This is a genomic window from Micromonospora sp. NPDC093277 (assembly GCF_044765245.1).
In the GTDB taxonomy this organism is placed as follows: Bacteria; Actinomycetota; Actinomycetes; order Mycobacteriales; family Micromonosporaceae; genus Micromonospora.
Map to the genome: position 1 here is coordinate 577,079 of NZ_JBIWJO010000001.1, position 12,060 is coordinate 589,138.

Here is a 12,060-nt window from a genome sequence, read left to right on the forward strand (position 1 = left end):
ACTGCGGCGCTCCGTGACTGGGGCCCGCGTCCGCCCTGGCCACCGGAGTGCGCCGGACAGCCCGGTCCGGCGGCCCCGGCCGGTGCGAGCCACGGTACGCCTGTCTAGAAGGCCGGCTCGGCCCCGCCGTCCGGGACCGGCAGCGCGCTGCCCGCGACGAACTGCGACCAGCTCAGGCTCCACGCCGTCCAGCCGTTGCCGGGCTCCAGCTTCCGCTCGGTGCCCTTGACGGTGATCGGGTCGCCGACCAGCGTCTTGCCGAACAGCCACCGCCCGTTCGCCATCGACACGTTCACGCAGCCGTGCGAGACGTTCTGCCGGCCCTGCACCCCCTCGGACCAGGGCGCGGCGTGGATGTACTCGCCACCCCAGGTGATCCGCTGGGCGAAATCGATCTTCGTGACGTACCGGTTCCGTGCGTCCGGCTCGTCCCGGGTGTCGAAGACGGTCGACTCCTTCTTCTCCATCACCACCATGGTGCCGCTGGAGGAGGGGGTGCTCTTCTTGCCGAGACTCACCGGCAGCGTGCGGATCAGCGCGCCGTTCTCGTACACGCTCATCTTCTTGGTCGCGTTGTCGACCTTCATCTCGAACGCGCGACCGATCTTCGCGGTCGCGCTCCGGTCGACGTTGCCGTACCGGCCGTTGCTCAGCGGGATCCCGGCCAACGCCAGCCGTACCGTGATCGTGGTGCCCGTCTTCCAGTACTCCGGCGCCCGGTAGTACGCCTGGGTGCCGTTGGCGACCCAGTGCCACGCGCCCGGCTGCGGCGGGTCGGTCTGCACGAACATCCGCTTCTGCACCGCGGCCCGGTCCTTCTTCGGGATGCCCGGCGAGAACTCGGCCACCACCGGCATCGCCACCCCGTACGTCTTGCCGGTGAACATGTACAACCCGGAACCGATCATCGACTTCGGCTTGGCCATCGTGGTGAAGGCGCTGGCGCCCTCGTGGGTCCGGCCGTCCGTGCCGGTGCCACTGACCGTGGCGGTGTAGCGGGTCGCGTACTTCAGCGGGGCGGACGGCACCCAGGACGATCCGTCGCGGCGCATCCGGCCCGGCACCGTCTTGCCGTCCGCGGCGGTGAGGACGACCTTCGAAACCGTCCCGCCGCCGGGGATCACCGCGCTGATCTCGGTGCTGACCGGCCGGCCCTTCGAGCCGTCAGCCGGGTTCACCTGCAGCGGCTGGACGTCCGGCTGCGCCAGCCCGCCCGTCGTGCCAGGATCGGCGCCGGAGGTGGTGTCCGCGGCGGGCGTGCCGGCGGTCGAGTCAGTCTGCTGCTCGCCGGCCACGAACGCCGGCTTCTTCTGGTCGTCCCCGCACCCGGTCAGTGCCAGCGACGCCGTGAGGACCAGGACGCCCATCATCGCCCCGGCCCGCGCGAACCTGCCCATCCCCACCCCGTTCTCGCGTCCCTGGCGGACATCGTGCCGCATCGCCGCCCTCGCGCCGGGCCCTTCGAGCGGACGGCGGGGAGATTTGGAGGGTTTTGCCGGTTAAGCTTGACCGAAGAGGGGAGCCGGGGATCGGATTGGAACCCCGGTCAAGGGCCGTGCTAGTGTTCTCCCCGTTGCCAACGAGCGCCGCTAGCTCAACTGGCAGAGCAGCGGACTCTTAATCCGCGGGTTCGGGGTTCGAGTCCCTGGCGGCGCACATTTGATCAAGGCCCTTGGCCCAGCGTCTCACGCCGGGTTGGGGCCTTCTTCGTTTCCATGTCGATGGCCGCCCGGCAGCACCCACCCCACTTCCTGGGGCCACCAGGTGGCGCGTCGAGCGGCCTCGCTCGACCGTGCACCCGTGGCCGTTGATCAACTCCGTGCGCGGCAAAGGGTGGTCTCGTTGCACGATTTGACCACAACATGCCGCACACCGAGTCGATCACCACCCACCCGGGCAGGGTGGTCCCCGGAGCGGTCCGATCGGAGCCGTGTTAATGTCCTTTCCGCTTCCAGCGAGCGCCGCTAGCTCAACTGGCAGAGCAGCGGACTCTTAATCCGCGGGTTCGGGGTTCGAGTCCCTGGCGGCGCACCACCAGTAACACCATCAGGCCCGGTCACCGAGACCGGCCCTGACCTCTTTGATGATCGCCAGATCAGGCGTTGGAGAACGTCCTGGATTTTCTCCATCGGCGCGCGCTGTTCGTGCACCAGCGTCGCGCACGAGTCGCGTAGATCATGGAACCGCGCCCGATGCGGCCCGGCGGCGTCGGGCAGTCGCACGAGGCGCCGGGCAGTGACGCGTGCCGCCACTGCGGACAGACAGGACGACGCTAAGCTCCACGCAATGCACATCGAGCACCAGCCGCAGGTCGGAGATGCCCAGGCGGGGCACAGTCAGCCCGGCTACGCGATGCAGCCAGCGCCCTCGGCATCCCGCCGTCCCCGGTGGCGGAACCCGTTTCTGGTCACAGCCGTTGTCGCGGTCCTGCTGACCGCCGCGGCTGTGCTCACCTACCTGCGAGGCGGCTTCAAGGACGAGGGTCAATTCCGTGCGGAGCCACCGCCGTGCGGGGCGCTCGAGTCGAGCGTGCACCTGCTCGGCACCACCTATACCCTGCAGCAGGCCAGCTCCAACAGCTGCCACCTCCTGCTTCCACAGGGTCATCCCGACTACGTCTCGGCCCCCAAAATCGAGGTCGACTACAAAGTAATCGTCACCTCCGGCCGACAGGATGCGCCGGATGCCGCCAGCCGGGAACTGCGGCGGGCCGTAAGCGAGTCCCAGCCACTGCCCGGCGTGGGTGATGAGGCGTACCGGGTGAGTGAGGGCCGAGCCTTGGCCATGCGGGTGAGCAACCTGGTGGTGGCCATCGTGGCGTACCCCCGGCAGGCCAGCACGGAGGAACAGATACAGGCCTTCGCCGCGGACCTGGCTGACCGCCTGCGGGACAGCTGAGTTGTCAGCGGCCGGACCGCCCCGGTTGCCTCTACGCTGGCGGCATGAGGGCCGCCCCAGCGATACCCGATGCGATCCGGGCGGACGTGGAGACGCTGTGGCGCTACCACGACATGCGCCACCAACTGCGGCCATGCGATGTGGGGATCGGGCTGGGCAGCGATGACCGCGGCGTCGCGGTGATCGCGGCACGCCTGTTCCACGAGGGGCTGTATCCCCGGATCGTGTTCACCGGTGCGAACGCGCCGACCACCGTCGAGCTGTTCCCGCGCGGAGAAGCGGTGCACTATCGCGAGTACGCGGTCGAGCAGGGCGTGCCGGCGGAGTCGATTCTCGTCGAGCCGCTTGCCAGGAATACTTCTGAGAACCTGGAGTACTCGCGCCAACTCCTGGCCGAGCGGGAGATCCCAGTGCGGTCGGCGCTGATCATGTCGCGGCCGTTCCAGCAACGCCGTGCGTACGCCACCTGCAAGCTGGTGTGGCCGGAGGTTGAGGTCGTCTGCGCCTCGAATCCGTTGGAGATCGACGACTACGTGCGCGGCATGGGCGACCCCCGACAAGTGGTCGACATGCTGGTCGGCGACACGCAGCGGATCGAGGTGTACGCGGAGCGCGGGTTCGCGATCCCGCAGGAGATGCCGGACGAGGTACGGGTGGCGTTCGGCCGTCTGGTCGAAGCGGGTTACACGAGCCGACTGATCTGAGCCGTGCCCGGTCGAGGCATCAAGTCGTACGAACGAACACGATGTCGGCCCTGTCCACCGCCAGCTGCACGGAGCCGTTCCTGGTTTGACAGTTCAGGACTCTCAACGCCGGACTGAGGGGCAGGTGCTCCCACAGTTTCAAGTCTCGTTCGCTCACGATCCGGATGTCTGCCAGAGCTACCGGCGTCCGCCGTATCGAACGCAATCGACCAGGAACCCACGCAAGGTCGCTGTCGCTCCTGCGTAGGTGCCATGGCGCCACCGCCCGCGGAGGCCTCGCTTCGAGTGGTCCCGATACGCGGCGGCCACGCCCCGCTCGCCGTCGGTTCCCCTGAACAGTCGACCTATCGTGGCGCCGAGCGCGCTGCCGGTGATGTCGGCGGCGAAGTCGCTCAGCAGGCTCCACATGCAGCCACTGTAGGGACTGCTCAAGCACCACGCGGTGGCCGGCGTGACTCGCGCCGCGCCTGCCGAGGATCCACTGGCCGGCCAGGGCTTGCCGGTCGTGCGGCGGCCCGGGTTCGTAGGTGGTTCTGCCCTGGCATGCTGTGGTCGTGGACGCCCCCGAGATCGAGGTGCGGGATGAGGTCGGAGTCGACGACCTGCCGGATCTGACCGGCTGGAACGGTCGAGATGGCTGCCTATCCGTGGTCTGGACTTGGCTGGGCGGTGCCGGTTGAGGTTGGTCCGGGCTTGGTGTGGAGGACCGCGCGGGCCTGTTCGGCGGCGCGGGTGATGCTTTCGCTGATGAAGTCGAGGAAGCGGGCGATGTTCTCCAGGCGGGTGGCGGCGGGGGTGTGGGGGCCGAGGATGGCGACGCCCTGGCGTGCGGTTTCGACGAGCTGGTCGTTGGACCGCGCGCTGGCGATCGTCGCCTGGTAGAAGAGCTCGTCGTCGACGACGTAGCGGTCGCGGCGACGTTCGTCGCGTTCGCGGCGGACGAGGCTCTGGCTCTCCAGGTAGGAGATCGCCTTGGAGATGGACGCCGGGCTGACCTGGAGGTGCTGGGCGAGTTGGGATGCGCTGAGGCTGCCCGCGTCGGTGGTGAACAGGCAGGTCAGCACCCGGGCCATCATCTTGGGCAGGCCCGAGGCCATGAGGACGGTGGTGAGCGTCTCCTCGTACTCGGTCACGGCCTCGGCGTTGCGTCCGGGTGGCTGGCGGACTGACTCCGGCCCTCGGGCGGAGACTGGCCTGCGCCGCTGAGCGCGGCGTTCGGTGGCGCGGTGGGCCAGGTCGGCGCGGTAGGCGGTGGGGCCGCCGTTGCGCATCACCTCACGCGTGATCGTCGAGGTCGGACGGTCCAGCCGTCGGGCGATCTCGGCGTAGGGGAGGCTGTCGGCCAGCCCCAGCGCGATCTGCTGGCGTTCCTGCTGGGTGAGCCTGCCTCCCGGCATCGCGATCTCCTTGCTGATCCTTCGGTGGTGGTCCCTGCTCCCCACTGTAGCGTTCACTTCCCACCCATTGCAATGTCGAGGGTGATTGCCGTTGCGTTAAGGGCGAGACGGTTGCAACGAATTCCCCGTCTTCACCTGCGTAAACGCTCGTTCCGTGCAACGAACACGTTGCCGGTTCTTGGAAAGCAACGTAGCGTTTCCAGTATCGGAAACAACGAACGAGTACGGGAGAGCACGATGCAGAAGTTCGACACCCCCGCCCCGATCTCCGCCGTCCTGGACATCCCCGCCGGACGCATCCAGTTCATCGCCGCCGACCGTGCCGACACCACCGTCGAGGTCCTGCCCGCCAACCCTGGCAAGAGCCGCGACGTCCAGGCTGCCGAGCAGACCGCGGTCGCCTACGCCGACGGCGTCCTGCGGATCCACACCCCCGAGCCCAAGAACCAGCTCCTCGGCCCCTCCGGATCCCTGGAGGTCACCGTCCAGCTGCCCGCCGGCTCCCGCATCGAGGCCAAGACCGCCAGCTCCGAGCTTCGCGGCGTCGGCCGCCTCGGCGACGTCGCCTTCGAGGGCGCGTACCGCCAGATCAAGATCGATGAGGCCGCGAGTGTCCGCCTCACCGCGATCGACGGCGACGTCGAGGTCGGCCGGCTCAACGGCCCCGCGGAGATCAGCACCCCGCGGGGCGACATCCGGATCGACGAGGCCGTGCGCGGCACCGTCGTACTCCGTACCCAGTCCGGCGACATCTCGGTCGCCGCCGCCGCCGGCGTCTCGGCCGCCCTGGACGCCGACACCGGCTACGGCCGCGTCAGCAACGCACTCAAGAACGACGGCACCGCCGAGCTCGACATCCGCGCCACCACCTCCCACGGCGACATCACCGCCCGCAGCCTCTGACACAGCAGAACCGGGACGGCCGCGCCCACCGCGATCGAGATCCTTTCGGTCGTCGCCGACGGCGCGGCCGTCCCGCGGCCTGCCATCCACGTAACGCGACCCGGGGGAACCCCATGACGAAGAACAGCACGTCCTCGACAAGTACGAAGTGGACCGGCATGGTGCCGGTCGACGATACGGCCCTGGCCGTCACCGACACCGGTGGTCCCGGTATCCCGGTGGTCTACCTCAACGGCCAGTTCGCCACGCAGGGTTACTGGCGGCGGGTCGTTGCGGAACTCGGCCCCGACTATCGGCACCTCACCTACGACGAGCGGGCTCGCGGCAAGTCGCGGCGTTCGGCGGACTATTCCTTCGAGGTCGCGGTCCGGGATGTCGATGCCGTCCTCGCCGCCAGAGGTGTGGACCGGGCGCTGCTGGTGGGTTGGTCCTACGGCGCGGTCGTCGCGGCGCACTGGGCCAGCCGGCATCCGGATCGGGCCCTGGGCGCGGTCCTGGTCGACGGCGCGTTCCCGCACGACTGGCTCGACGAGGCAATGGAGCAGCGGATCCGAAAGCTGTTCCGGCGGATGGGATGGTTCATGCCGCTGCTGCGCCCAACGGGGCTGACCCCACGGATGACCGCCGAACAGCAGGCCGACAGCAACATCGAACTCGGCAGGCTCTCCCGCGAGCGCGAGCTGGGCCCGGTGCTGGACGACATCACCGTCCCGACGCGGTACGTGGTTGCCTCCGGGACGTCCTTCGGAAGCCGCGGTGATGAGCAGGAGCGGATTCGCACCAGCCTGGATGCGGTGACCGCTCGTAACCCGAACATCAAGGTGAGCGCGAAGGTCGCGAGCAACCACGGTGCGCTCCTGCGTAAGGACTTCCGCGCCATCGCCGCAGCCGTACGCGAGGTCGCCGCCCTCCAGCGTGAGGGGCACTGAAGGCCCGACAAACGGATGTCTGCCACCCGGCCCGTCGATTTGACAGCACCATAGCTAGCGGTTATCTATTAGCGGTCTACGCGAGGGGTGTGCCTGGGTGCAGGACGTGGTGCTGGCCATGCTGGCGAAGGAGCCGGCGCACGGGTACGAGCTGCGCAGCCGGATGCGCGGCGCGCTCGGCCCGCTCGGCGACGCGATGAACGCCGGGCAGGTCTACGTGACGCTGTCCCGGCTGGCGAAGGCCGGGCTGGTGACCTCGGAGCGGTCCGAAGGCCTGCCGGATCGGCCCGACCGCCGGGTCTATGCGCTGACCGCGGCGGGGCAGCAGCGGGTCGCCGCCTGGCTGAGCGAGGTGAACTGGCCGAAGCCGGACCTCGCGGAGTTCCATCTCAAGCTGGTGGCCGCCGCGACGGCGCGGTTGGCGGACCCGGTGACGCTGGTCGACGCCCAGCGGCGCGAGGTGTTGCGCCGGCTGCGTGACGCCCAGCGGGCCGCGCTGGACCGGGCGGTGGACCCGGTCGCCGGGTTGCTGCTGGAGGGTGTCGTGCTGCGGCTGCGGGCCGACCTGGAGTGGTTGGAGGCGTGCGAGCGCATGTGGACCGAGCGTGCCCGGTCCGGAGGGAAGGCGGGGGCGTGACGGGATCGACGATGCTGGTGGCACGCGGGCTGACCAGACAGTACGGCTGGGGAAGCGCGCTGGTCCGCGCGGTCGACGAGGTCGACCTGGAGGTGCCCGCCGGGCAGACACTGGCGATCATGGGTCCCAGCGGCTGCGGCAAGTCCACCCTGCTGCACCTGCTCGGCGGGCTGCAACGCCCGTCCGGCGGCGAGATCTGGCTGGGCGAGCATCGGATCGACGCGATGAGCGAGCGCGGCCTGGCCCGGATGCGGCGCCACCACGTCGGCTTCGTCTTCCAGTCCTTTCACCTCATGGACGAGTTGACCGCGGTGGAGAACGTCGAGCTGGCCGCATTGCTGGCCGGGCAGTCTCCGCGCCGGGCCCGCCAACGCGCCCTGCACCTGCTGGACCGGGTCGGGCTCGCCGACCGCGCCGCGCACCTGCCGTCGGCGCTGTCAGGCGGCCAGCGTCAGCGGGTCGCCATCGCCCGCGCGTTGAGCAACGAGCCGCTGGTCGTGCTCGCCGACGAGCCCACCGGAAACCTGGACAGCGCCGCCACCCTGGAGGTGCTGCGGTTGTTCGAGGAGCTGCGTACGGCGGGGCAGACGCTGGTGGTGGTCACCCACGACGCGCGCATCGCCGCGGTCGCCGACCGGGTGATCTCCATGCGGGACGGGGCGTTCGCCGACGACAGCCAGTTCGCCAGCGCCGGCACGGGCACGGTCTACGGCGGGTGGCGCTGACGTGGCCGGACGACTGCTGCTCGTGTGCCGGCTGATGATGCGGGACCTGCGCCGGCGGCGCACTGAGACCGTACTGCTGCTGCTCGCGATCAGCGCCGCGACCGCGACCCTGACTCTCGGCCTCGCTCTCAACGATGCTCTCGCCCGGCCGTACGAGCGGACCCGGGCCGCCACCGCGGGCCCGGACGTGGTGGTGACGCCGGTGGCGACGGGCCAGGAAGCTCTGGCCGCTCTCGCGCCGTTGGCCACCGCGCCCGGCGTCACCGCGCACAGCGGACCGTACCCGATGGGCTATCTGATGCTGACCGCCCGTGGCAGGACCGTGCCGGCGGTCGTTCAGGGCCGGGACGACTCCCCGGCCGCGCTCGACCGGCCCGCGGTGACCGCCGGCACCTGGGTACGCCCCGGCGGCCTGGTCATCGAACCGACCTTCGCCAACGCCCTCGGCGTGCACGTCGGCGACAGCGTCGACATCTTCGGCCATCCGCTGCGGGTGGTCGGGACCGCGGTCACCGCCGCCAGGGCCGTCTACCCGGGTGCCGACTGGCGCATGGACGCGGGCAGCCCCCTGACCGAGAACGCCGGCCTGGTCTGGGTCGACAGTAGCCAGATCGGCGCGCTGGCCGGCGCGCGGCCGCTGTCGTACGCCCTGAACCTGAGATACGCCGACCCGCGGGCCAGCACCTCGTTCGACCACATGCGCATGGACGGGATGGAATACACCAGCTGGAAAGGGATCGCCGACGCGGACGGCAGGCTCGTCAAAGGGGCGCGCGTGGCCCTGCTGGCCGGCAGTTGGCTGCTCACCGCCCTCGCGGTGGCCAGCGTCGCGAACATCGTCGCCGGCCGCGTCGTCGATCAACGCCGCCGGGTGGGACTACTCAAGGCCGTCGGTGCCGGACCGGCCATGATCGCCGCCGTTCACCTCGCCGAATACCTCGTGATCGGGCTCGCTGCCGCCGGCACCGGCCTGGCCGTCGGGTGGCTCGCCGCACCGGCACTCACCAACCCCGGTGCCGGACTCCTCGGCTCCACCGGCACCCACCCGCCCGCGCTACGCACCGTGCTCGCCGCCTCCGTCCTCGCCCTCACCATCGCGGCCGCGGCGGCGCTGGCGCCCGTGCTACGCGCCGCCACCACCGACACCGTCCACGCACTGGCCGACGCCGCCACGCCACCCCGACGCCGCGGGTGGCGCGTCTGGCTGTCCCGTCGGATGCCCACCGCCCTGCTGATCGGGGTACGCGTCAACGCCCGCCGCCCCCGCCGCGCCCGCCTCGTCATGGTCAACGTCCTGATCACCACGACCGCGCTCACCGCCCTGCTCATGGGCCTGGCGCAGAACCGGCAGGTCAAGCTCGGCGAAACGGAGCTGGACAGCCCTAAGGACACCCGAACCCTCCAGGCCATGGTCCTCGTCATCGTCGTGCTGTGCGTCCTCGCGCTCATCAACGCCATCGTGAGCACCTGGACCGCGGTCCTCGACGCCCGCCACCCGCTGGCCGTCGCCCGCACACTCGGCGCCACACCCGCACAGGTGACCGCGGGCATGGCGGTGGCGCAGCTGCTTCCCGCGACACCCGGCGTCGCCCTCGGGATCCCCGCCGGCATCGGCCTGACCATCGTCCTCGGCCACGGCGAGCTCCGGTACCCACCCGGTTCCTGGCTGCTCGCCATGGCGCTCGGAATTCTCCTCACCACCGCCGCGCTCACCGCCGTCCCCGCCCTGGCCGCCGTCCGGCGCCCGGTCGCGGACACCCTCCGGTCCGCACCGGCCTGACGGGAGTCAGCGGCGTACGGTCGGGAAGATCCGTGGAGCCGAACGGCTGGGGGATGGGCCGAGTTGGGCCTTGCGGGTTCAACGCCTCCGGTTCGCTGGTAAAGGAAGTGACATGGACCATCGGCTCATTCAGGAGCGCGACCGTGAGCGACCCGAAGGCGATCATTGATGCGCCGCATCGTTGGTAAGTCACTGATCGCTCTGGTGGCCGCGGTGGGGCTCGTCCTCACCGCGGCCTGCGGGGCGAACACCGGAACGTCCGGGGCGGGTGGCCGGGGGCGGCCGGCCATCGCGTCGCCCGAGCCGTTCAGCACCGATCCGGCGATGCTCGGGGCGCAATCCATCTTCGACTTGGACCCCAAGCTCGAAGGGGAGGTAGGCACCGTGTTGATCGGGCCGGCGCTTGACGTCGGCGGGGTCACGGAGGTGCCGCTCCAGTCGCCGTACATGGGTAGCGTTCTCTCCGGAGTCTGCGGGACCCGGCGGGGAAACGGCGTCTACGGAAGTGCCTTCGGTCAGCGCCGGGAGTGGGAGGCGTCCGGCCTGCGTATTCAACAGTTCGCCGCGGTGTGGGGCGTCGATTCCGCTGCTGACGCCGTCGCCCAGATCCGCGGCAGGCTCGGCTGCGGTACGTATCAGGACCGGGAGGGATCGCACCGGGTTCTCGGCGAGCGTGAACTGTCGATCTTGAGCGGGCTTGACGACCAGTTGATGTTCTGCGAGGTGCTCAACGAGAAGGATCCGGACGGTCCGACCCACTTCTGTGCCGTGCTGCTGGCCCGGGGCATGCTCGCCTCCCGGATCGAGACGCGGGCCGACACCGCCGAGCGGGCTGAGCAGGTGACCCGGGAACTGGCCGTTTCCGCGGCCCAGCGCCTCACCGCCGTCTCCTGAGTCGGGCCCGGCCGGGAAAGACAACGGCCGGATCACCGGCTACGCGGAGCAGCCTGCTGTCCCGACCTCAGTCAGGTCGAGACAGCAGGCAGCCTCCGCAGGCTTGCCTGCGAGGCAGAGCGGCCTCGCACGCTGGGAGTACCAGGAACGTCTTCACGTGGGCGAACGCTGGCTGGCGCTCGGCGACGTGCGCCCAACTGGGCGGGTGCGAAAATGTCAATGTGCCGGGTGGCTGGTTGATCTGCTCTTGAACGATGACGGCGAAGTCGAGGCTGGCCGGGCGCGTCGGCAGTTGCGGGACCTGGGACGACCGCTCGTCGTCCTGACCGCACCGCTGCTGGTGCGCTTGGCCAACCGGGACAAGCGGTTCGTCTGGACGCTGGACGAGGTGCGTGGCCACGCTTGGGACTGGCCGCGCACCGGTGGCGACGCCGAGATGGCGAACCTCTTCCGCACCCAGGCGTGGTTCGGTCTGAGCCTGGTGCCGCTCGCGGTGTACATCGCGGCATCTCAGCTGCGGCCGAGCGATGGGGCCAGCTATCCCGTGCACGAAGGTGTCATGACGGGCGCCGCGACGCTGCACATGTTCACCCTGGGCATGGTCCTGGCGAGCGGCCTCAAGTGGGCGTTGACGCAGTACTTCACACCGGACCTCGACCGCCGCCTCGGACCTCCCCGTAAGCGCGGCCCTCGAACGGCCGGGCGACGGCCGGGCCTGCTGGTGCGGTTGTGCCTGCCGTCCAACCTCGACTGGGTGTTCGCGCTGATCTTCGCCAGCTGCATGGCGCCCAACCTCTATCCCTGACCGGCCCCGCCGCATGCTCGGGGATCGTGACCGCTCTTTACATAGACGCCTGTGCATTGCTTTCGTTCCTGATGTCCTGGACGATCATCCCGGTGAGGGTGTTGTTCGCGGGGATCGGCGGCGTGCACCTGGGGCCTCGCGCTCGTCACCACGGACCGATTGGACGTTTCCGGCCATCCGAAGACCGCAGGGAGCAGGAGCATGGTGCAGCAGCGGAAGGGCGGTTGGCGGCCGCCGGGCCTGCGTAACCCGGTCGCCTTCGGGTTCTCGATCGCCGGGGCGGTGCTGGTGGCGGTCGGCCTGGTGGCGGTCGACTCGGTCCCGCTCGTCGTACTGGGCGCCGGGCTGACCGTCGTCGGCTGGGTGCTGGCCCGCCGCTCGGCCTGAG

At 70.0% G+C, this 12,060-nt stretch carries 12 protein-coding genes and 2 tRNA genes; 12 read left to right on the forward strand and 2 right to left on the reverse strand.

Annotation, left to right across the window (positions count from 1 at the left end; translation table 11 throughout):
- Window positions 1-104 precede the first annotated feature (104 nt).
- Window positions 105-1,397 (reverse strand): Ig-like domain-containing protein, encoded by a 1,293-nt coding sequence (locus ACIRG9_RS02625; RefSeq protein WP_402849077.1) that lies wholly within the window; start codon window positions 1,395-1,397, stop codon window positions 105-107.
- Between the two features lie 186 nt (window positions 1,398-1,583).
- Here ACIRG9_RS02625 and ACIRG9_RS02630 point away from each other — a divergent pair.
- The 4 genes from ACIRG9_RS02630 to ACIRG9_RS02645 all read left to right on the forward strand — a co-directional run bounded on the left by ACIRG9_RS02630 (window position 1,584) and on the right by ACIRG9_RS02645 (window position 3,602).
- Window positions 1,584-1,656 (forward strand) — tRNA-Lys (locus ACIRG9_RS02630).
- Between the two features lie 302 nt (window positions 1,657-1,958).
- Window positions 1,959-2,034: transfer RNA gene (locus tag ACIRG9_RS02635), tRNA-Lys, on the forward strand.
- 252 nt (window positions 2,035-2,286) lie between these two features.
- Window positions 2,287-2,898 (forward strand): hypothetical protein, encoded by a 612-nt coding sequence (locus tag ACIRG9_RS02640; RefSeq protein WP_402849079.1) that lies wholly within the window; start codon window positions 2,287-2,289, stop codon window positions 2,896-2,898.
- Between the two features lie 44 nt (window positions 2,899-2,942).
- Window positions 2,943-3,602, forward strand: a complete 660-nt coding sequence (locus tag ACIRG9_RS02645; RefSeq protein WP_402849082.1) for a YdcF family protein — start codon at window positions 2,943-2,945, stop codon at window positions 3,600-3,602.
- Window positions 3,603-4,243: 641 nt separating this feature from the next.
- On the opposite strand, the gene ACIRG9_RS02650 is transcribed toward ACIRG9_RS02645, so the two are convergent.
- On the reverse strand, window positions 4,244-4,999 hold the full coding sequence (locus ACIRG9_RS02650) for a helix-turn-helix domain-containing protein (protein ID WP_402849085.1): 756 nt from the start codon (window positions 4,997-4,999) through the stop codon (window positions 4,244-4,246).
- Between the two features lie 237 nt (window positions 5,000-5,236).
- On the opposite strand from ACIRG9_RS02650, the gene ACIRG9_RS02655 reads away from it, so the two are divergent.
- The 8 genes from ACIRG9_RS02655 (at window position 5,237) to ACIRG9_RS02690 (ending at window position 12,059) form a co-directional block, all read left to right on the forward strand.
- The gene (locus ACIRG9_RS02655) at window positions 5,237-5,902 is read left to right on the forward strand and encodes a DUF4097 family beta strand repeat-containing protein (RefSeq protein WP_402849088.1); all 666 of its coding nucleotides are present in this window, start codon (window positions 5,237-5,239) and stop codon (window positions 5,900-5,902) included.
- 113 nt (window positions 5,903-6,015) lie between these two features.
- Entirely contained in the window at window positions 6,016-6,831 is an 816-nt protein-coding gene (locus ACIRG9_RS02660; protein WP_402849091.1) for an alpha/beta fold hydrolase, read from the forward strand.
- 97 nt (window positions 6,832-6,928) lie between these two features.
- Window positions 6,929-7,468, forward strand: a complete 540-nt coding sequence (locus ACIRG9_RS02665) for a PadR family transcriptional regulator (protein WP_402849094.1) — start codon at window positions 6,929-6,931, stop codon at window positions 7,466-7,468.
- Complete coding sequence (locus ACIRG9_RS02670) at window positions 7,465-8,193, forward strand: ABC transporter ATP-binding protein (RefSeq protein WP_402849097.1); 729 nt, start codon at window positions 7,465-7,467, stop codon at window positions 8,191-8,193. The genes ACIRG9_RS02665 and ACIRG9_RS02670 overlap by 4 nt, the downstream gene beginning before the upstream one ends.
- Window position 8,194: 1 nt before the next feature.
- Entirely contained in the window at window positions 8,195-9,973 is a 1,779-nt protein-coding gene (locus tag ACIRG9_RS02675; RefSeq protein WP_402849099.1) for an FtsX-like permease family protein, read from the forward strand.
- Between the two features lie 168 nt (window positions 9,974-10,141).
- On the forward strand, window positions 10,142-10,867 hold the full coding sequence (locus tag ACIRG9_RS02680) for a hypothetical protein (protein ID WP_402849101.1): 726 nt from the start codon (window positions 10,142-10,144) through the stop codon (window positions 10,865-10,867).
- A 157-nt stretch (window positions 10,868-11,024) separates the two neighbouring features.
- Window positions 11,025-11,672 carry a hypothetical protein gene (locus ACIRG9_RS02685; protein WP_402849104.1) on the forward strand — a complete coding sequence of 216 codons (648 nt, stop codon included), beginning with the start codon at window positions 11,025-11,027 and terminating at the stop codon, window positions 11,670-11,672.
- 201 nt (window positions 11,673-11,873) lie between these two features.
- Entirely contained in the window at window positions 11,874-12,059 is a 186-nt protein-coding gene (locus ACIRG9_RS02690; RefSeq protein WP_402849106.1) for a hypothetical protein, read from the forward strand.
- Window position 12,060: the final 1 nt, after the last annotated feature.

Excerpts from the sequence above, each read along its gene's own strand:
- ACIRG9_RS02625 (WP_402849077.1), bottom strand. The coding sequence starts at position 1,397 with ATGGGCAGGTTCGCGCGGGCCGGGGCGATGATGGGCGTCCTGGTCCTC.
- ACIRG9_RS02640 (WP_402849079.1), top strand. The coding sequence starts at position 2,287 with ATGCACATCGAGCACCAGCCGCAGGTCGGAGATGCCCAGGCGGGGCAC.
- ACIRG9_RS02645 (WP_402849082.1), top strand. The coding sequence starts at position 2,943 with ATGAGGGCCGCCCCAGCGATACCCGATGCGATCCGGGCGGACGTGGAG.
- ACIRG9_RS02650 (WP_402849085.1), bottom strand. The coding sequence starts at position 4,999 with ATGCCGGGAGGCAGGCTCACCCAGCAGGAACGCCAGCAGATCGCGCTG.
- ACIRG9_RS02655 (WP_402849088.1), top strand. The coding sequence starts at position 5,237 with ATGCAGAAGTTCGACACCCCCGCCCCGATCTCCGCCGTCCTGGACATC.
- ACIRG9_RS02660 (WP_402849091.1), top strand. The coding sequence starts at position 6,016 with ATGACGAAGAACAGCACGTCCTCGACAAGTACGAAGTGGACCGGCATG.
- ACIRG9_RS02680 (WP_402849101.1), top strand. The coding sequence starts at position 10,142 with ATGCGCCGCATCGTTGGTAAGTCACTGATCGCTCTGGTGGCCGCGGTG.
- ACIRG9_RS02690 (WP_402849106.1), top strand. The coding sequence starts at position 11,874 with ATGGTGCAGCAGCGGAAGGGCGGTTGGCGGCCGCCGGGCCTGCGTAAC.